The sequence below is a fragment of the Alkalibacillus salilacus genome, assembly GCF_030812915.1.
GTDB classification, from domain to species: Bacteria; Bacillota; Bacilli; order Bacillales; family Alkalibacillaceae; genus Alkalibacillus; species Alkalibacillus salilacus.
On sequence record NZ_JAUSTQ010000003.1, the window covers coordinates 269,946 to 291,061 of the forward strand.

A 21,116-nucleotide genomic window follows, 5' to 3' on the forward strand; every position below is an offset into this window, starting at 1 on the left:
CTTTGAAGGAAACGTGCAATTAATCAAAGAAGTAGTTTTGTATTTTCTTCATGAAACCTTCTTTATCTTTCGTTTGTTCCTTTTCCTTACGTTTAGGTTGTTCTTGTTTTGGTTGTTGTTTTGGTTTCGTACTAGGTTCTTGATTTGACTGTTGTGTCTTAATGCCACTGCCAAACTCTTTACCCTGTATTTTCGCATTTCGATAGGCGAATTGCAAGGTACCTAAGCCAACTGAGAATTGTGGCTCACGTACTCCAATATGCTTTGGCACAGACAAACGAACATTGGTTCTGAATGTATCACGTGCTAAATCAACAACACCTGGTAATTGCATAAGACCACCAGTTAATACATACCCACCAGGTAAGTCTGGATAACCCATGCGTCGAAATTCTTGTAAAACAAATTGGAATATCTCATCCAAACGAGCTTCAATAATTTCAGCAATTTCAACTTGACTAACTGTTTTCGTTTCATCGTTTCCTATTGAAGTCACTTGAAAAGTATGATCTTCACTTGCTGTTTCGAGTTGAGCATGACCATGATTTAATTTAATCTGGTCAGCCTCTTCAGTTGAAGTCTTTAATACGATTGAAATATCTTTTGTAACATTGTCTCCGCCAAGTGGTATGACGGATGTATTAATTAGATGTCCATCCGCAAAGAAAGATACTGTTGTACTTCCAGCTCCAACATTCACTAACCCAACACCTAAAGTCTTTTCATCTTGTGATAAAGCGACTTCGCCAGCAGCAAGCGGTTGTAAACTAATATCTTCTACATACAGACCTGCTCGTTCTACACATTTTAATATGTTATGTAAGTTCGTTTTACCACAAGTAATCAATGTTCCTTGCATTTCTAAACGAACACCAATCATGCCACGAGGATCAGAGATCTCATCCTGGCCATCAACAATAAATTGTCGTGGTATAACATCGACAATTTCACGCTCAGGAGGGATTTGCATAACTTGTGATGCTTCTATAACTCTTGCAATATCTTCTTGTTCAATTTCTCGCGTCTCACTAGATACAGCGACAACTCCATGACAATCTTGTAATTGAATATGATCGCCGTTAATCGACACGACGACACGTTGGATTGTCATATCAACCATTCTTTCCGCTTGATCTACGGCGCTTTGAATAGCATGAACGGTTTGATCAATATCAACAATGGCACCTTTCTTCATTCCTGATGATTCTGCTGTTCCAACTCCGATTACATTAATCGTGTCATTTGAAACTTCTCCAATGATGACCTTCACTTTGGATGTCCCTATATCCAAACTAACCAAAATTTCACTTCGGTTCATGATTGCACCTCCAGTAACTGCTCCGTTTTCTATATCGATTCAACGCATCCCATGCGCTTAAACTTCTAATGTATAATAATTCAACTAAAGAAGGCTGAATCCCTGCATAATCTTACAACTTTCTACATTTTTTACGAACCATTTTCAATCTCGACCCGTTCCTCATCATTGCTTGATTCATAAGGGACAAAATAAGCACCGACATCAAGGTGAAGCACACCCTCCATTGATTCTTCTTCAATCTGGGCTGCAATGGATGGATAGGATTCCATCTTATCAGCTAATTGATCAATCGTTGCTATAATCTCTTGTCCATCTATTGTGAATAAACGAATGCGCCTTTGGTCCTGATCATTTGGTTCGTAATATATTTCAGAAATTAACCGTGATATTGCCTCAGGCATACTAGCCATTTGTTCTGCAACATCTTGTAAAAACTCATCTTCAAAGTTATGAAGTAATGGCGCATCTTCACGTGGCAAATTTAATTCTACACGCTCTAATCGTTCACCATTTTGCAAAATTGGATAGAAATAATCACCTGACTGTTGATAAGCAATACGTTCAAATTCAGACACCGAGATAAGAACTGTATTATACCATTCTCGTGATATTTCAACTTGTTCAATTTCAGGATGTTGTTCTACTTGCTCTTTTATTTCATTTAATTTCAGTTGCCAAAAGGAATCATCTGTTTGAACAGATGATAGTTCCACTACTTTTTCAGTATCTAAAGTTGAATTGCCAGTCGTTTCAATCGACTTGACATGGCTAAGTGGCGATTGTATGTACACAATAATTAGAATTAATAATATAATCATGATCATTACCATATAAAAACGCCGGTTTGCCCGTCTTTTTCGTGTTTGTTTTAATTGCGGCATGCGTTCTTCTAACGAAACAACTTTTTCTCGATCATCAGCCATCGTTAAGCGGCTCCTTACAGACTTATCACTTTAAAAAGTGACAGTCATCCTATCTTATCAATCTATTAACCCATTATAGCATAGATTTTCGTAATAATAATAAGGTATTTGGGGCTAAATTGAAGATTTTCTCAAAATTTTGGCTTTACTATTTAAACATTAATTATATAAAAGAACCAAACATAAAAACAAGCTCGCTATGTTAGCGAGCCAAAGTTAAATCTTTATTTACGTTTTTATTTTCGCATATTGACTAATATTTAACAATAAGCCTAGCGAGATTAATGTAATAGTTAATGATGAGCCACCATAACTCAGTAGTGGTAATGTTATGCCAGTTACAGGAATTAATCCAATCACGACACTAATATTGATCATGACTTGAATTGAAAACATGGCCGTAATGCCAAACGCTAATAATGAAGCGCTTAAATCCTCAACGTTTAACGCTGTGATAATACCACGCCAAATAATAATAAAGAACAGCCCAATAATCACACTGCCACCAATCAAGCCTAACTCTTCAGCAATGATCGCAAATATAAAGTCTGTTTGTGGTTCAGGAAGGTAAAAATATTTCTGCATACTCTCACCAAACCCGAGCCCCAATAAACCACCTGGACCAATGGCATATAAAGACTGAATGATTTGAAACCCATCACCCAAAGGGTCTTCCCAAGGATTTAAAAATGCTGTTATTCGATTAATTCGATAAGGAGCAGATGCGATAAGTGCCACGAATCCAGCCAAACCAACTATTGCTAACGATACAAAATGACTTATTTTTGCACCTGCTATATAAAGCATCAACATTCCTGTACCGACTAATACAACGCCTGTCCCAAGATCAGGCTGTAACATTATAAGACCAAAAGGAATAATCAATAACAATAATAGTGGAAAAAATCCCTTTTTAAATTGATACAAACGATCTTGCCACTTAGGTAACCAAGCTGCGAATAGCAGGATCACGCCCACTTTCATAAATTCACTCGGTTGAATACTAAACGCACCAACACCTACCCAACTCTGAGCGCCACCACGCACCATGCCAATACCTGGAATTAAAACAACGATTAAAAATATGAAACACGCACTATAAATAATAATAGCGAATTTCAAAAACTGCTCATACGGCGTTTTAATCATAAAAATAATACCTAATAGACCAAGAAAGGCAAACAACGCTTGTCGCTTCAAATAAAATGTTGAATCATCGAACTTATATTCTGACCAGACTGAAGACGCACTATAAACCATAACCAAGCCAATCACTAATAATGAAAAAATTGCAAATAATAAAACTCGATCAATAGAATGAAATGATTTGAACAAAAAAACACCCCTAACTTCAAAGAGGAAGTTGGGGCTTACGTCATGGACAAGCCCCTTACTAGAGCTTATGCACGACATCGATAAACATGTCACCGCGATCTTCAAATGTTTTGAACTGATCCCAACTAGCGCACGCTGGGGATAATAAAATAACGTCACCTACTTCACTTTGAAGATAGGCTTCATTCGTTGCGTCATCAATGTTGTCACAAATTGTTACGTTATGATAATCATGCTCATACGCTGAATGAGCAATCTTCTGCGCCGACTCACCATATACTACACAATATTTAACACCATCAAATTGTGCAATAAGCTCATCGAATGCGACTCCACGGTCTAACCCGCCTGCAATTAAAACAATTGGATTAGAAAAAGACTGAATAGCTTTTGTCGTCGCTAAGATATTGGTCGCTTTTGAATCATTATAAACCAATCGACCATCAACAGATTTCACAAATTGCAATCGATGTTTAACCCCTGTAAATTGCTTTAACACCGATTCAATAACTGAGTGAGGAACATTAAACTGAGAAGCTACAGCAATACTAGCTAATACATTTTCTAAATTGTGGTCGCCAGGTAAAGCGACATCACGTTCAGCCATCAACCGCTCTTGACCAATATAAATATCACCATCAAAGCATGTAACACCATAATCCATAGAATGTGTCACAGAGAAAGGAACAGGGGTCGCCTGCAACCATTCCTGTTTTGATGCAATTGTGGAGTCGTCATGATTATATACAACAAAATCATCTGCTGTTTGCCGTTCAACTAAACGAAACTTGGAATTTACATAGTCCTCAAGGGTTTGATGATAATCAAGATGCGCCTCTGTTATATTTAGCAACACTGCAATGTCTGGTTTGAACTGATGAATAGCTTTTAGTTGAAAAGATGATAATTCCATCACTACTGGCTGACTTGGCTTCTGTTCACGTACTACTTCTGAAGCAACTACACCAATATTTCCAGCTAGAAGTGGATTCAAACCCGCTTCATCTAAAATACGATGGACGAGTGTTGTGGTTGTCGTTTTTCCATTTGTTCCAGTAATGGCGACAAGCGGCCCATCGATTAAAAGGTAAGCTAATTCTACTTCTGTCACAACGGGCACACCTTGTTTTTCAGCTTCAGCAACAATGACATGTTGATGAGGGATTCCCGGATTTTTAACTACTAGATCTACACCATCTAACACTGATAAAGGATGATCACCTGTGACTACTTCAACACCCAATTCTGCGAAGTATTGTGCCGTTTCGTTATGTTCAAATGGTTGCTTATCATTAATCGCAAATGAAATATGGCTATCATATAGTAATTGAGCAGCTGCTTGTCCGCTCTTAGCTAAACCTAATACAAGAACATGCTGATATGGGAAATTCTTTAACGTTTTCACTAAATAAACACCTCGATGTAAACACCTAATGCAGCACAAATAAACCCTACGGTCCAGAAAGTAGCTACAACTCGCCATTCAGACCAACCACTTAACTCATAATGGTGATGTAGTGGGCTCATTTTCAGCACTCTTTGACCAGTAGCTTTAAACACAATAACTTGTAACATAACCGATAACGTCTCAACAACAAATACACCGCCGATTAGAATCAATAATAATTCTAATTTCATTAAAATCGCAATAATCGCTAATGATGCACCTACTGCAAGTGATCCTGTATCGCCCATAAAGACTTTAGCTGGATGACTATTAAAGACAAGAAAACCTAATAGCGCACCTACCATAGCAAATGTGAAAATAACAATTTCTGACGGTAAACCGTAAGCCCAACCAATAATACCAAAAGCTGCGAATGCAATCGATGCTGTTCCTGAAACTAAACCATCTAGTCCATCTGTTAAATTAACGGCATTCGATGTACCGACAAGCATTAGTAAAATGAGTACACTATATAGCCAACCGAACTCTAGCGATAAATCTGTCCCAGGTAATGTAACAGCCGTTGAGAAATCACTATTATGTAAAATCCAATAAACAACAACTGCGATCACGATCTGAGCAAGCATTTTTTGTTTTGAAGTTAAACCTAGATTACGTTTTTTAGCAATAATAATAAAATCGTCTAAAAACCCAATTAACCCATAACCAACTAATACGATGAGTGCAATCGCCAATTCTTTTGTCATTAATAAGCTTGTCTCAAACCATGTAAGAGCCAAACTAGCTATAACAGTAGCGAATATAATCATTAAGCCGCCCATAGTTGGTGTGCCTGATTTAACTTGATGTGATTCCGGTCCTTCTTCACGAATACTTTGACCGAATTTCAATCGTTTTAGAAACGGAATAAATATTGGTGAACACATGACGGTTATTAAAAAGCCAACCGCCATAGTAATCAAGATAGTCGACTGTGACACAATTAGAACTTCCTTTCTTCTACATATATAAAATTAATTCATTAACTCATCAATAATTTTTTCCAACTGCATACCTCTAGATGCTTTGAATAAAATAACACTATCACTTTTTAAGTACGGCTTAATCAAAGAATTAGCATCTGCATTGGATTCAACATGAGTCTTATACCCTGTGAAGTCGTCAGATAATCCTTCATGAATATGACGGCTCGCCTCACCTATTGTAATTAATGCTGTAATATCAGAATCAATTGATGTTCCTACTTTTCGGTGTTCAGTTTCAAGATGATCACCCAGCTCAAAAATATCCCCTAATACAAGCACTTTGCTTTGTTGCTTCATATTTTTGATAACATCAATTGATGCTTTCATAGATGTAGCTGAAGCATTGTAGGCATCATTGATCATGACAGCACCTGACTCCGTTTCAATCTGCTCAAACCTCATACCAGGCAAGGTTAAGTCCGCCAATGTTTGAACCATTTCTCCTTCTGGAACTTCAAAAGCACGGCCAACCGCAAGTGCATATGCGCTGTTTTTCGCTTGGTGGCGACCTAGTAATGGGATCGATACAGGCATCTCATTGATCATGAACGTCGTTTGATCATCATGTTGTTCAACTTGAGATACGACGTAATCCAATTCGTAGCCAAAGCCACACGTGATCATCTGCTGTGTTAAACTAACATCTAACAATGGTTCATCTCCATCTAATATGACTAACCCAGATGTCTTCATTCCTTCGATAATTTCTAATTTTGCCTGTGAAATACCTTTGCGACTACCTAAGTATTCAATATGGGATTCACCAATATTAGTGATTACAGCTATATCTGGTTGTGCTATTTCTGATAAGCGGGCTATTTCACCGAATTGATTCATCCCCATTTCTAATACCAGAACTTCCGTATTTTGAGGCATTGCTAAGATGGACAAAGGCATACCAATTAAATTATTTAAATTACCTTCTGTTTTAGAAACCTGATAGAATGGCTTTAGACTGGAACTTATAATTTCTTTAGTCGTTGTTTTCCCATTTGACCCTGTTATACCAATTACTGTTGGGTTAATTTTGTTTCGGTAAGCTTGTGCCAGTTCCTGCAAAGCCATTAATGAATCATTAACAAGGAAAAACGGAATATTGTTAGGTTTGTTTTCAGGAAGTGGTTGGTCTTTCTGCCAAATAACAGCGACAGCTCCCTTATCTATGGCCTGCAAAACAAAATCGTGCCCATTGAAACGTTCACCAATGATTGGCACGAATAACCCTTGAGTTACCGATACTCGACTATCAGTATAAATTTCTTGTATTTTTAATTCTTCTCGTATATCCCCTGAAAATTCTGGAAAGAGTTGATTTAGAAAATTAACAGTAAATTTAGTCATTGCCATGCTCCTTTATGACTTTTGCCGCGCTAAAATTAGTTCACGCGCTACTTCTCGATCATCGAAATGATGACGCTCACCAGCAATGTCTTGATACGTTTCATGACCCTTACCAGCAATTAAAATCATATCACGCTCACCCGCGTTGTCAATGGCCGTTTTGATCGCGTCACGTCTGCTTTCAATCACCTTAAAATGGTTACTATTATCATCTAAGTGTTTAGTCATATCTTTTAAAATGGCATGTGGGTCTTCTGTTCGTGGATTATCGGAAGTGAATATAACTTCATCACTATAAGCAATAGCGGCATCAGCCATTTTTGGTCGTTTTGAACGATCACGATCTCCACCACAACCAACAATTGTAATAACACGTCCATGTTTCAACTCTTCAATTGTTTGTAACACATTCAAGAGAGAATCAGGAGTATGTGCAAAATCAACAACAACCGTGTAATCTTGATTTGCATCTATCAATTCAAATCGACCTGGAACACCTTGTAGTTGTTCGATGGCACTTTTAATTATTTCTAATGATACTCCATGTTGATAAGCCACGCCAATCGCAGCCAATATATTATATATATTAAACTTACCAGACATTTTCGTGGTGATTGGAATGTCACCAAGTGGCGTCTTCACGACAAATGATAATCCATTTGGGGATAACTCATAGTCCTCTACTTGAATAACAGCTGATTGTTCTAAACTATATGAAATAATTGATTGAGCCGTTGACCTCACCATGACATCACTGTATGTGTCATCAATATTGATGACGGCTGATTTAGTTTTACCTTGTAACGGCTGTCCTAATTGAGCAAATAATAAGGACTTTGCATAAGCATAATCATCCATATGCGGATGATAGTCAAGATGATCTTGTGATAAGTTCGTAAAAACAGCGTCATCGAAGTCAATACCTAACACTCTTCCTTGTTTTAAAGCATGTGAGGATACTTCCATGACCACGGTATCAACATTTTCTTCACGCATTAAATGTAAGTGTCTATGTAAAAATAAGGCATCAGGTGTTGTGTTTTCAACAGGTATTCGTTTATCTCCTATTTTCATATCTATTGTGCCAATTACAGCAGTCTTTTGTCCTACTTCTGAAAAGATCGCATCAAGTAAATACGTTAATGTTGTTTTGCCATTTGTCCCAGTAATTCCAATAACGTTCATGCCTTCACTAGGATAGCCATAAAACGCATTAGCTAAATCCGCTAAGGCATGAACAGCACTCGGTACTAATATAACTGGCACATCGACATCCACCTGTTTTTCAGCAACGATCGCTTTAGCACCTTGTTCGACAGCTACTCCAGCATAATCGTGACCATCTACTGTCAAACCTTCCATACAAATGAATAATGACCCATTGCTTACCTGTCTAGAGTCCATCTCAATAGCTGAAACATCTATTTTCTGAATGGTTTCTCGATCTATAGCATTTATCGTTTGTGTTGATTGAATTAATTCGTATAAGTTCATATAATCACTACCTTTAATACAGTTTACCTATACTATTATAACAAATTCTGTCTAAGTCGAGGAACTCAATTTTCGCCTTTTTCTGTTTCACCCAGAAATACACGTATGGTTGACCCTGATTCAACCACTTCACCTGCAGCTGGTGATTGTGAAACGACAATATCCCCATCACCTTGTACATCAAGTGTCACATTTGTTAAATAACGTGAGAGATCATCAACCGACTCCCCAATAAGCTCTGGCACTTCTACTGTAGGTTGTTCTGGCCATTGGAAATCTTTCGCTAAACCGTCATCTCTTTTTGGAACGTCTAACTCTCGTAAAGAATCTTCAATTACTCGACCTGCAATTGGACTTGCTACGACGCCACCAAATTGAATAACATCTTTAGGATTATCAACTGCAATATAAACAAGTAATTCAGGATCATCTGCTGGTGCAAAACCTATAAAAGATACAATATGATTATTATCTAAGTAATTTCCATCTGGTCCAACCTTCTGAGCCGTTCCTGTTTTACCTCCTACTCGGTAACCATTAACATAAGCACCTCTACCTGTCCCTTTCGCCACCACATGCTCTAAAGCATTTCGCACCTCTTCAGAAGTTGAATCTGAAATGACTTTATCTTTTAAAGTGGGTTCTTTACTTTCTTTCATATCTCCAGTTTGACCATCAACAACGCCTTTTACAACATGAGGTTCATACAGATATCCTCCATTAATCGCAGCAGATACCGCAGATAATTGTTGTATAGGAGTAACAGAAACACCTTGCCCAAATGCTGTCGTCGCTAATTCAACTGGGCCAACTTGACTCTCATCAAATATAATTCCTTTACTCTCACCTTCTAAATCAATGCCTGTTTTTTCACCAAATCCGAATGTATCAATATATGAAAACAGACGCTCTTCACCCAGTTTTTGACCTAAATTCACAAAGCCGGGGTTACACGAATTTTGAACCACTTCTAGATATGTTTGATCACCATGACCTCCACTTTTCCAACAACGAAGACGAGCTCCCCCCACTTTAGTATGACCATGATCATGATAACTGTCCTCTTCCAAGTCAACTACACTTTCTTCTAATGCAGCTGCCAAAGTCACAATTTTAAATGTTGAACCTGGCTCATATGTACTGAAAACAGGAAGATTCCGATTATAAACACTAGGTTCTACAGATTGATAGTTATTCGGATGAAATGTAGGACGACTTGACATGGCTAACACCTCTCCATTTGAAGGATCCATAACAACAGCCATCGCACCATCTGGATTATATTCAGCTACCACTTGATCTAACTCTCGTTCTATAATCGACTGTACATCTGCATCAATCGTTAAGGCAAGGTGATCACCATCGCGCGGTGGTGTATAACGATTAGATCGATTTTCCAACCTGCGACCTTTAGCATCAGAGAAAAATGATAAAGCACCCGTTTCACCACTTAAAACATCATCATAACTTGCCTCAAGCCCCATTAATCCTTGGTTATCGATCCCTGTAAAACCTAAAACATGTGCTAAGTCATCACCATTTGGATAATGGCGAATTGAATCCTCAGCTAAATATAAACCTGGTAAGTTTAAAGAACGAATTTTATCGGCTTGATCATCCGATAATTGACGGCCTTCAGGGTGAATTGCTTCAACTGATACATCTTTCGTCACATGGTCTCTTAATTTATCTTGTTCAATATCAATAATCTGAGATATTTCATTTACCACTTCATCCACATTTTCCACTTGTCGGGGTACAATAACTAGACTGGGCGCTACTTCATTTTCGACAAGAACATCACCCTCACGGTCAATAATCTGTCCCCGTTCTGCTTGAAAAGGTATATCTCGACTCCACAAATCTTCTGCCTTTGCTAGTATTTCAGGGCTAGAAACCAATTGAACATAAGCTAATTTAACAATCATAATCAAAAAATAGACAGCTAACAAACACAGCAATATGACGAGTCGTTTACGAACAGTCACAAAAGAAATTCGTTTCATCTTCATACCCCTTTTATCTAATAATGAGCTTGTACTCATGATATGTATGAAACGATTAATATATCACTTATTCCTGTTATCATCTTAATTCTGTTGTGAATTAAAAGTTTAATTTATTACTACTAAAAAACCCAGATGATTTCTATTATAGAAATCATCTGGGTTTTAGAATGAAAATTTCAAAACGTATAGAATTACGATTACCATCTATTCTTCTTCTTCACTACCTTGATTACCTTGATCGGTTTCCTCGTTTGATTCAGATAGTTCTAATACTAATTTTTGATTAGATTCAAAGGATGCTCCTGGTTTAATATTTTGTTTTTGAACAAAACCTGTCCCTAAATAATCTAACTCTAAATCATTTAACCTTCCGAAGGCTAATGCATCACGTAAAGTCCAGCCAGTCATATCAGGCATTGTTAATTCACCATTTGTTTGAAGCAGCACTCTTTGACTAGCTACGACCTCTGTATTACCTGTTGGCCACATGGATTCGATTTGTTCACCTGATCCTATAACTTCAACATTCAAACCTTTTTCTTCTAATGTTGTAACAGCTTCATCCGTTGATTGGCCTATTACATCGTTAAGGCTTTGTTTTTTAGTTTGATCAACATTCTTTTGATCAGGTGTTACATCAAGGTAATTCAAACTATTTTCCATGACAGTATTATAGATAAAAGACGTCGTTTCACTGCCTTGGTAACGATATTCAACATCTGGTTGTTTAACCGCTACATACATTAACAGTTCAGGGTCATCCTTAGGAGCCATTCCTACATAGGAAAAGACATAATCGCCTCCTCCATTCATATATAGACCTGTTTCCGGGTCAGGTATAGAAGCAGTTCCTGTCTTACCGAATGATGAGTACTGGTCAAGTTCAAATGCACCAGCAGTTCCTTCTTCTGCTGTCACAACTCGACCTAATAAGTCTTTCATTTGTTCGGTTGTGTCTTGACTAATCGGTTGACCCACAACTTCACGTTCTGTCTCCTCAACCATTTTGCCAGTTTCAGAATCTGTGATATGGGAAACAACATAAGGCTTCACCATTTCCCCACCATTGGCCAGTGACGTAGCAGCTTTCATAATCTGCATTGGCGTAAAGGTTGAACCCTGACCATATGCTGTTGTGATTTGTTCCCAAGGGCCACCATATGAAATCCGACCAATACGTTCACCATTAATATCGATTCCTGTCTTACGATCGAAGTGAAACGCTTCTAGATAATCCATATAAGCGTCTGGTCCCATATAATTCCACAATAGCTCAGCCATAGCCACGTTGGAGGATCTTAGGACACCCTCGTCAAAAGTAATCGTCCCCCAACCATCTACGTCATGATCGTGGATAGATCGACCGTGTTCATTAATTTTAAATTCACCAGACTCATATGTTTCTTGTCCATTATATACACCTTCTTCAATTGCAGATGCAACTGTAAAAATCTTCATTGTTGAACCTGGTTCAAATGGAGAAGATATCATATCATTATACCAATTCTCTATATTTTCTCGATTATTAGGATTAAAAGTCGGTCGATTTGACATGGCTAAAACTTCACCTGTATCAGGATCCATTACTCCTGCCATAATTCGCTCAGGGTTATATTCAGATTCAACAGTTGTCATCGCATCTTCTAAAAAGGACTGGATTTTTTGATCAATTGTTAAATGCAAATCATTACCATCTTCTGGCGCCTGAACATTTTTCTCAGCATTTCGAATAGGGTCACCATAACTATCTTGTTGATAATTGACATAACCGTTTTGACCTGTCAATTCTTCATTATATCGCCTTTCAATGCCATACACACCGGTAATTTGGTCATCACTTTCTCCGCCATACCCTGTATAGCCAATCACCTGAGATGCATATAATCCATTTGGATAGTAACGATCGAGTGATTCATTGAAATAAATCCCTGGTAAATCAAGTGATTTTATTTCTTCATACGTATCTTCTGACAATCCTTTCCCTATTTGACCGAATTCCATTTGATACCGGTCTTCCTCTACACCTTTTGAAAGGATTTCTTTTATTTCAGCCTCTTTTGCTTCTAATACAGATGCTAGTTCAGAAGCCGTACGATCTACATCTTTAACATGGAGAGGCGATGAAGAATCCCCGGTATAGGACTCATCTAAGATCGCATACATATTATAGACTGGTTGATTGTCGGCCAAAACCATGCCCGAACGATCATAAATCAAACCACGTTCTGCCGGCACAACTTCTTCCGTTTCACGCATATTCTCTCCGTATTTAACCAAATCAACATTATGAACTTCTCCCGTCGCTTGTATGTATAAAAAGCGACCTATAATAACGAGAAATAAAAATGAAAAAATAACAACAACACCGAGTAACATTAAATTCATTTGTTTCTTCTTCAAGATGATCACACCTTATGGCATACTCGACGCTTGTTTCACTTCTGCATGACGAATGTTCAATCCATTCTCTTCAGCAATTGTTAAGATCCGATTAGGGTTACTAAGTTCTTGGACATCAGCATGTAATGAATCATTTTGAGTTCTTACCTCAGTTAATTGAGAATCTAATTGTTCGACATCACGATTCAATGAATCAACTGAAGAAGAAAAGTTCACAACAAACGTTGCCATGACTGCAATTATTAATATGCCACAAATATAAATGACTTTCTCACCTTTTGTAAACCAAGGTTTTTTAACAGGTGGTTGTTGTGGGGTGTGTTGATCATCTTGTCTTCTTGTGGGTTGAACAGGTTCTTGAACGTGATAGGACCTAACTTCCTCAAGCGCCATGATTAACTTCTCCTTTCTTCTAGTGCATATTTTTCGTCCCATTCAGTCACTTTTTCAACGATACGTAATTTAGCTGATCGAGAGCGTCTGTTCTCATCCAATTCACTTTCAGAAGGAACGATCGGTTTACGTGTTACCATTTCAAACGGTGGTTGCACTTCTTCGGGTAACAACGGAATATCTTTAGGAATCGGTGGTTCTGAGCTCCATTTCTTCATCGCTTGTTTGCAGATCCGATCTTCTAATGAATGAAATGTTATAACAGCTAAACGTCCACCAACAGCTAATTTTCTTGCTGCTTGATGCAATGCATCCTGAAAGACATTTAGTTCGTCATTCACAGCAATTCGAATAGCTTGGAATATCCGTTTACCAGGATGACCACCTTTACGTCTAGCAAAGGCTGGTATTGCTTCTTTGATAACATCAACTAATTCTAATGTCGTTTCGATTGGCTTTTCTTCTCTTTTTCGCTCAATCTGCCTAGCAATTTGTTTAGAAAATTTTTCTTCCCCGTATTTAAAAAAGATACTTACCAGACTTTCATAAGACCACTCATTAACAACTTCATAAGCTGTTAAGTCTTCTGACTGGTCCATTCTCATATCTAATGGTGCATCTTTATGAAAACTAAATCCTCGTTCACCTTCATCCAATTGGGGTGAAGATACGCCTAAATCGAATAAAATACCATCAACTTCAGAAATTCCTAATTCATTTAAAGTCTCTGTTAATGTGACAAAATTTCGATTCATAAAGTCCACTTGAGCTTCATAACCTTGTAATAATGATTGGGCATACTCTAGAGCAGTTTGATCTTGATCAAAAGCTATAAAACGCCCGTCCCTATTTAAAAGTTCACAAATACGTTGGGCATGACCAGCGCCACCTAGCGTACAATCCACATAAATTCCATCAGGACGAATATTAAGTCCTTTGATTGTTTCTTCGTTTAGCACACTATAATGATCAAACATGGGGTTAGCCTCTTTTCGTCACATTAAATATCAAAATCAAGTAGATTCTCTGCAATTTCACTAAATGAATCTTCAGAGCCTTCTACGTATTCATCCCAAGAATCTTTCGCCCATAACTCAACCCGGTTTGAAACACCAATGACAGTACATTCCTTATCCAAATTGGCATATGACCGAAGTGATGAAGGGATGTTAATTCTACCTTGTTTATCAATTTCACATTCCACCGCACCTGAAAAGAAGAAGCGCGTGAATGCTCGGGCATCTTTTTTTGTTAGTGGAAGCTGCTTTAATTTCTCTTCTAATTGCTTCCACTCGTCCATAGGATATGCAAATAAACACTTGTCTAACCCGCGCGTGACGACAAAAGTTTGACCAAGTCCTTCACGAAACTTGGACGGAACAATCATACGTCCCTTTGCGTCTATATTGTGTTGGTATTCTCCCATGAACATAGACTTCGCCCACCTTTTCAACAAGTTTACCACATCGCTCCACTTTTCACCACCTTATATTAAAAATTTATCAAAAAAATACACGTATAGTTCAAACTATACGTGTTCAATCCTTATTATACAGGGATTTTTAAGTGTGGTGGAAAAGTGGTAGCAGGTGGTGACTCAGTGGTTACAGGTAAACAAGTTGATGGTCTTGTTCCCAACGAGCTGGCAACTTGGTTAATTCTTGGGGTAATGATAACCCAATTTCATTCAACCAATAAGTTATATTCCAAATTCGCTCTTGCAAACCACCCTCTGGTCTATAGAATAGATCTAGTGTATCAAAATGATTAACCGTGACTTGATTTTTTTCCTTAACTGCCTGCACTAACCGTTTTTCTATATAACTGATTTGTTCTTGAATTTGGTCTAAATTCGTTTTAGTTAAATCATGTAAATCAGAGCCAATCGATGCCGCCAAATCTTGTAGTGGCTCATGATCCTGGGTGAACTGTTTTTTTACTTCATTCACTGTTTCGTCAATAGGCGACTGAGTTTGACGTTTTAACCAATTCATCTTGTCTTGATAAGTCCCATAATTAATCAAATCTTTCACATCAATTTGATAATCATTTAAAAGTGTTTGGTGATTCCGTTTCATTAATGTTAAAGACAAACGTGGTGTTACTATTGGCAACCGCAAATCTAGTGCTACAAAGGCATCTTTTAAAGCTGCCCAATAAGCAATTTCACCCGGACCACCAACAAATGATAATACAGGAAATACAAATTCTTGCATCAGTGGTCGGGTTACCACGTTGTTGCTGAATTTCTCAGGAGACGATTCGATCATTTCCTTCAGAGATTCTTTGGTGAAACGAATTTCTCCTCCCTTCGTCACGAAATCGCCAGAATTATCAACTTCTAACAATAAACGTTCACCTTCATGATGATAGAATAGATGAGCATCAGACGCCGTTACATCTAAGGAAACGTGATAATCATCTTTTGACAATTCTTGCAAACGACTAACAACAGAAGTCGCGATTTCTTGTTGATGATCGACAATTTCGATGAAATAATCTTTTTCCATCCGACGTAAATTGTCATCTGCTGCATCAACCAGGATCAACCCATCCTCTTGGAATAACTGCTGAATAAAACAGGCAAAAAAGTCTACATAGGTATCACTTGATAATAGAGCTTGTTTTACTAAATCATAAACTGACTTCGTATGCTCAGTTTCTTGGAATGATGCAAAGATACGATCTACAAACGCTTGTGTATCTTTCGGTAATTCGCGTTTTGAAAGTGGTAGTTTCACATCGAATGGAGTCTGGTCATTGATTCTTGTTTTATGTAACTCATGTTCAGCAAGCGTATAAACATGGTCGACCTCTAAGAAATCATGGTCTTCCCCAGCCATCCAAAAAACAGGAATGACAGGTTGTTTTAAATAATCTTGTTGTTCTTTAGCTTGAATAATAATCGATACAATCTTGTGAATTGTATATAAAGGACCTGATAGCAACCCTGTTTGTTGACCACCAATCACAACAGAAGCATTAGGATTTAATAAGGTATCAATGTGTTTTTCAACTTGATCCGTCATCCCCCATTTTCGGTTCTGTGTCTTTAATATTTCGACTAAATTCTCACGCTGATACTTTTGTTTCGTTATATAGTCTTGACGACGTTTGAAGTGATTAATTTGAAACGGATCATAGTAAAAATGCTGATAAATTGATTCTTTTCTGTCTCGATAATCTTGCATTAATTTAGATTGATCTAAATTTATTGATTGTACATCCATCATGATACCTTCCTTTAATTACACATCTATATTTTCGATTCAATTATAATTTTATTAAGATAGCCATAGGCACTAACAAAAGATAAGCTACTGTTAACATAACAAAACTTAAGCGCCAAACAAAACGAACCGCTCGAATAATCACTATTTCCTCTTCTCGCCGCCATTGAATGGTTAAGACAATAGCAAAAGTAATGATATAAGCTAACAATGTTTCCCAAAAAGGAATCATATTAAATATGTAATCTAATAAAGCAATGACAGCAATAAGGAATAACACAGTAGAATAATCGGCAGCTCGTTTTGTCGACCGTGTTGCTTGTCCTGTCCATTTCCTAAACAGAAGAAATAGAATAAAAAAGGTTAAGAATGGAACGGTAGACAACACTGCAATGATCGTTCCAAAATACGCCACCATCTACACCTCACTTAAACATTCTTTCACCTTTATCATTTGATATATCAATTCATGAGTCGGGCATTTTTCAAGAGCTATCCGAACAAGGTAACCATTCATATAATCTATTTCTGTTTGTCTGCCACGATTAATGTCGGCTAACATCGAAGACGTATTTTCACTTGTGTTACGGCATACTGACTCAACTCGACCCCACATAACCCGATCATCTAACTCTAATATCTCAGTTGCTTCTAATAGCAATTGATGGGCTAATCGTCGTAAACGATCCACTTCTAATATTGTACCATTTTTAACACCGTAAATAGCAGTTAATGGGTTTATGACGCTATTGATGACAAGTTTCTCTTCTAATGTTTTTTGTAATGAATCCTCTATAATGATAGGGAAATGATCATGATTAAGGTGATTTAAACTAGACGTTTTCGTATGATTAAGAGGAGCCAGTCTTATAAGACCTCTTCCTGTATGTAATACATGGTGATCATTCACACGCTTAACACCATGCTCCAAAACACCGATAAACTTTTGCAAGCCCTTTAAATCTTTGATTTTCTCAACATGTCCAAGGCCATTCTGTAAAAACACAACACGGTTGATTTTATCATTCGTTTGATCAATCTGTTTAACAACATTGTCTAAATCTGTTTGTTTCGTACATACAAATAGCCAATCATGTGCTTGTAGTGAATGAATCATTTGAACATTCGGATAAACTGGTGTTTGATCATCTTTCTGTATACCTTCACGTTCTAACGTAGCCTTTTGGTCCTCACGCTTCACATAACAAGTGACCGAATATCGCATTTGACTTAATTCATGTGCGACAAATAAACCTACTGCACCAATACCAATTACACCAACTGACATCACTATTCACCTATTCCCTATCATACCTTTAGTTCTTATTTTAGCAAAAAATATAACGATTAGGGATGGAATTTCTGAGGACAATCGTTTTCATTAGTGTGTGATTGTACTATAATAAGTATCAGAAAACGTAAGGAGGTCCGAATCATGCCAACGAAAGTAGAACCCTTATTAATAAATTTTAGAACGTTAGAAGAGTTTAAAAAATTCAAAGCATACGGTATTCAAGAATTATCGATGCTAGAAGACTTAGAAAACAACATGATAGAAAACAACAGCGAATCACCATTTTACGGTATATATTATGGAGATGAACTCGTGGCTCGTATGAGCTTGTATCGTGTTAATGCAAAATATGACTATTACTTCGAACCACAACAAGATTTCCTGCAACTATGGAAATTAGAAGTCTTAAACAGCTTTAGAAATCGTGGATTTGGCAAACAGTTAGTAGACTTTGCCAAAAGTTTTAATTTACCGATCAAAACTAACGCTCGCATTAATTCTCATGGTTTCTGGGAAAAACAAGGTTTTCAACCCGCTACTTATGAATTACAACGTGATTTCGGTGAAAATCCTTTCATTTGGTTACCTGAAGGCGTCAGCGAAAAAGGTAGTGAGTAATATAAAAAGCACCTCAACCCCTGTTCATACTGGGCTGAGGTGCTTTTCACTTTAATCAATCTGTTTTATAACCATTTACAAATGGTTGTGTTAAATTATGAATTTGTGACAAACATGTGTGGTAGGCTTCCAATTGCTCTTGTAATTTTTCAACTTTATCTGGTTGTTCAAACTCACCATATTCTTCTTTTAACCGTTTGAGTTGAGCAATCAAATCATCAAATCGTTCAATTTCTTGTTTGGGAATCTCTTCTTTAAAAGTTTGTAATCGTTGTCTTCCCAACTGTTTTCGATCTTTCTTAGCAAGTTCAATCGCCTGATCATAATGTTTTCTTAAATTAGCATTCCAACGAAAGCCACAAGCTTGAGCAGTTCGATTGAGCTTTTCCCCCACTGACTGAAATGCTTTCATTTGAGTTTTTCCTTCTCTTATGTAGCGAATAACCGTTTCAGCCAATAATAAATCTTCATCTTTAGTCCATGCATCTTGTCTTGTCGTCACGTCTATCCCTCCTTTACTAGCAATCATTACTAGTAAGGTATGCATCTAGAAGATTAGATAGACTAGTGAATTTATTTTCGATTAAAAAATTGAGCAACCGCTTGATGATGAGCTTCGCTAACCCACAAATAACTACAAGATTCAACTTCATCATCCATACGAGTTTTTAACATTTGTAAATCAAATTGTTGCAACCATTGTTGCTTCCAATGTATTAATTGTTCAATGTCACGATTAAGAAAGGGTGTTATAAGCCCACTTTCCCAAATATAATCATTATATGAAAATACTCCTTGAGCAAAACGAATGGCAATTAATTGATCAGCTTCGCGAACATCGGCCTTTACTAACCAATAATAGGCATCTTGATTATGAATTCGCTCATATAGTAAAGTGCCACCACCCCAACCAGTTGAAATACCAAGTTGACCTTGTGTGAACCCATAATTGCTCCCTGACTGAACAAAGCGAAAATCACAAGCACTCGCAAGCTCCATACCGCCACCTCGAGCTAGTCCATTCATCCACGCCACCGTTGGAACAGATAATGTTGTTAACTTCCATAGAACAGATTTCATCGGCTCTAACATGGCAAGAGCTTCTGGTTGCGTTAAATCACCGTGAAATTCAGATAAATCACCACCTGCACAAAAAGCTTCTCCTGCACCTTTAATGATCACTAGTTTTGTATGTGGATTGTTATGTAGCTGGTCAATAGCTTGATGCAATTGTTGAATCATTTGTGATGATAAAGCATTACGCTTTTCTGGTCGATTTAACGTGATGGTTGTCACATTAAAGGCTTCACTGTAATCCACATTGATTAAATTTTCCATTATATTCACCTACATGATGAGATTAGTTAATAAAAAAGATGCCTCTTGTTGAGACATCTTAATTAGTTAATGGGATGTTGATTTATTTCTCAACAACCTCTTTTCCGTTGTAATGACCACATTCTGCACATACGTGGTGAGGTTTTGCATATTCACCACAATTTTGGCATTCTACCATACCTGGTAAATGTAGTTTTTTGTGCGTACGACGTTGGCGTTTCACTTTACTTGAAGTTTTGCGCTTAGGTACTGCCATGTTCTACACCTCCTTAAATCATTAATCAGTCCGTTTTAGGATCGATTGAATTATTCATCATCTTCAAAATATTGTTTTAGGGATGAGAGTCTAGGATCTACTTTCTTTTGTTGTTCTGATTGCTTTTCTTGCTTGAATTTTTCTTGCTGTATCGCTTCTTGCTCTAAGTATTCATCTTCACCTAGAACTGTAAATCCTTCTTGCTCATCAATAACATCCTCGATTTTAGTATCTTCACTAAAAACACGAATGGGGACTTCCAATAAAATATTTTCCTTGATATAAGGCGTTAAGTCAAGGACTTCACGGTCAACGAAAAAGATTTCTTCATCTTTAGAGGCTTTATATTCCACTTGAGTGAATTGTTCATATGCTTCAACCGCAAAAGGATAAGGCACATCAACTAATGTTCTTGCACATGGCAAGATCATTTCACCAGCAACATTTATCCGAAATGTATAAATACCTTGATTTAGCGTCGCTTCAATCGTGACATCGACTGTTCCAATCCGGCGAATATCATTATCGAGATCCTCTAAATCACTAACATCAACCGTTTCCGTGATCGTGTACGGCGTATGTGCCGCAATTTTTTGTAATGCAATATTCATTATAATCACCTCAAGGCAACAAGAGTTATTTTAAAAGGTATTCAGCCTTTTGTCAATATTTTTTCTTAACACCATCATAAATCATACATATTCTTATTATTTATATTCATCATACCATAT

The 21,116-nt window shown here is 37.3% G+C and carries 20 protein-coding genes; 1 reads left to right on the top strand and 19 read right to left on the bottom strand.

Translation table 11 applies throughout. The annotated features are described in order from the left end of the window. Positions 1-19: 19 nt before the first annotated feature. The 15 genes from ftsA to J2S77_RS05695 form a co-directional block, all read right to left on the bottom strand. Positions 20-1,318 carry a cell division protein FtsA gene (gene ftsA / locus J2S77_RS05625; protein WP_306975437.1) on the bottom strand — a complete coding sequence of 433 codons (1,299 nt, stop codon included), beginning with the start codon at positions 1,316-1,318 and terminating at the stop codon, positions 20-22. Between the two features lie 131 nt (positions 1,319-1,449). After that, positions 1,450-2,244 carry a cell division protein FtsQ/DivIB gene (locus J2S77_RS05630; protein WP_306975439.1) on the bottom strand — a complete coding sequence of 265 codons (795 nt, stop codon included), beginning with the start codon at positions 2,242-2,244 and terminating at the stop codon, positions 1,450-1,452. 228 nt (positions 2,245-2,472) lie between these two features. Next, on the bottom strand, positions 2,473-3,579 hold the full coding sequence (gene spoVE / locus J2S77_RS05635) for a stage V sporulation protein E (RefSeq protein WP_306975441.1): 1,107 nt from the start codon (positions 3,577-3,579) through the stop codon (positions 2,473-2,475). 58 nt (positions 3,580-3,637) lie between these two features. Further along, positions 3,638-4,984 (bottom strand): UDP-N-acetylmuramoyl-L-alanine--D-glutamate ligase, encoded by a 1,347-nt coding sequence (gene murD, locus J2S77_RS05640; RefSeq protein ID WP_306975443.1) that lies wholly within the window; start codon positions 4,982-4,984, stop codon positions 3,638-3,640. Further along, a complete protein-coding gene (mraY, locus tag J2S77_RS05645) occupies positions 4,984-5,940 on the bottom strand; it encodes a phospho-N-acetylmuramoyl-pentapeptide-transferase (protein ID WP_370871788.1) in 957 nt (318 codons plus the stop codon). Before mraY ends, murD begins: the two co-directional genes overlap by 1 nt. Positions 5,941-6,000: 60 nt before the next feature. Beyond that, a complete protein-coding gene (locus J2S77_RS05650; RefSeq protein WP_306975447.1) occupies positions 6,001-7,353 on the bottom strand; it encodes a UDP-N-acetylmuramoyl-tripeptide--D-alanyl-D-alanine ligase in 1,353 nt (450 codons plus the stop codon). Positions 7,354-7,365: 12 nt separating this feature from the next. Continuing rightward, positions 7,366-8,847 carry a UDP-N-acetylmuramoyl-L-alanyl-D-glutamate--2,6-diaminopimelate ligase gene (locus tag J2S77_RS05655; protein WP_306975449.1) on the bottom strand — a complete coding sequence of 494 codons (1,482 nt, stop codon included), beginning with the start codon at positions 8,845-8,847 and terminating at the stop codon, positions 7,366-7,368. A gap of 65 nt (positions 8,848-8,912) precedes the next feature. Next, on the bottom strand, positions 8,913-10,853 hold the full coding sequence (locus J2S77_RS05660; RefSeq protein WP_306975451.1) for a stage V sporulation protein D: 1,941 nt from the start codon (positions 10,851-10,853) through the stop codon (positions 8,913-8,915). 207 nt (positions 10,854-11,060) lie between these two features. Further along, positions 11,061-13,265, bottom strand: a complete 2,205-nt coding sequence (locus J2S77_RS05665; protein WP_370871785.1) for a penicillin-binding protein — start codon at positions 13,263-13,265, stop codon at positions 11,061-11,063. A gap of 3 nt (positions 13,266-13,268) precedes the next feature. Beyond that, positions 13,269-13,649: a cell division protein FtsL gene (ftsL, locus tag J2S77_RS05670; RefSeq protein ID WP_306975454.1), complete on the bottom strand. Its 381-nt coding sequence runs from the start codon at positions 13,647-13,649 to the stop codon at positions 13,269-13,271. Positions 13,650-13,651: 2 nt separating this feature from the next. After that, complete coding sequence (gene rsmH / locus J2S77_RS05675) at positions 13,652-14,626, bottom strand: 16S rRNA (cytosine(1402)-N(4))-methyltransferase RsmH (protein WP_306975456.1); 975 nt, start codon at positions 14,624-14,626, stop codon at positions 13,652-13,654. A 23-nt stretch (positions 14,627-14,649) separates the two neighbouring features. After that, positions 14,650-15,081: a division/cell wall cluster transcriptional repressor MraZ gene (gene mraZ, locus J2S77_RS05680; RefSeq protein WP_306975459.1), complete on the bottom strand. Its 432-nt coding sequence runs from the start codon at positions 15,079-15,081 to the stop codon at positions 14,650-14,652. A gap of 172 nt (positions 15,082-15,253) precedes the next feature. Further along, positions 15,254-16,882, bottom strand: coding sequence for a bacillithiol biosynthesis cysteine-adding enzyme BshC (gene bshC / locus J2S77_RS05685; protein ID WP_306975461.1), 1,629 nt, complete (start codon positions 16,880-16,882; stop codon positions 15,254-15,256). 40 nt (positions 16,883-16,922) lie between these two features. Further along, positions 16,923-17,297 (bottom strand): DUF3397 domain-containing protein, encoded by a 375-nt coding sequence (locus J2S77_RS05690; RefSeq protein ID WP_306975463.1) that lies wholly within the window; start codon positions 17,295-17,297, stop codon positions 16,923-16,925. Further along, positions 17,298-18,167: a ketopantoate reductase family protein gene (locus J2S77_RS05695; protein ID WP_306975465.1), complete on the bottom strand. Its 870-nt coding sequence runs from the start codon at positions 18,165-18,167 to the stop codon at positions 17,298-17,300. It abuts the gene before it with no gap. Between the two features lie 147 nt (positions 18,168-18,314). Between J2S77_RS05695 and J2S77_RS05700 the strand changes: the two genes are divergently transcribed. Further along, positions 18,315-18,791 (top strand): N-acetyltransferase, encoded by a 477-nt coding sequence (locus J2S77_RS05700; RefSeq protein WP_306975466.1) that lies wholly within the window; start codon positions 18,315-18,317, stop codon positions 18,789-18,791. A gap of 55 nt (positions 18,792-18,846) precedes the next feature. On the opposite strand, the gene J2S77_RS05705 is transcribed toward J2S77_RS05700, so the two are convergent. The 4 genes from J2S77_RS05705 to J2S77_RS05720 all read right to left on the bottom strand — a co-directional run bounded on the left by J2S77_RS05705 (position 18,847) and on the right by J2S77_RS05720 (position 20,996). After that, positions 18,847-19,293 carry an RsfA family transcriptional regulator gene (locus J2S77_RS05705; RefSeq protein WP_370871786.1) on the bottom strand — a complete coding sequence of 149 codons (447 nt, stop codon included), beginning with the start codon at positions 19,291-19,293 and terminating at the stop codon, positions 18,847-18,849. Between the two features lie 71 nt (positions 19,294-19,364). After that, positions 19,365-20,129 carry an enoyl-CoA hydratase/isomerase family protein gene (locus J2S77_RS05710; RefSeq protein ID WP_306975468.1) on the bottom strand — a complete coding sequence of 255 codons (765 nt, stop codon included), beginning with the start codon at positions 20,127-20,129 and terminating at the stop codon, positions 19,365-19,367. Between the two features lie 82 nt (positions 20,130-20,211). Beyond that, positions 20,212-20,385 (bottom strand): 50S ribosomal protein L32, encoded by a 174-nt coding sequence (rpmF, locus tag J2S77_RS05715; protein WP_167259855.1) that lies wholly within the window; start codon positions 20,383-20,385, stop codon positions 20,212-20,214. A 50-nt stretch (positions 20,386-20,435) separates the two neighbouring features. After that, entirely contained in the window at positions 20,436-20,996 is a 561-nt protein-coding gene (locus J2S77_RS05720) for a YceD family protein (RefSeq protein WP_306975470.1), read from the bottom strand. Positions 20,997-21,116: the final 120 nt, after the last annotated feature.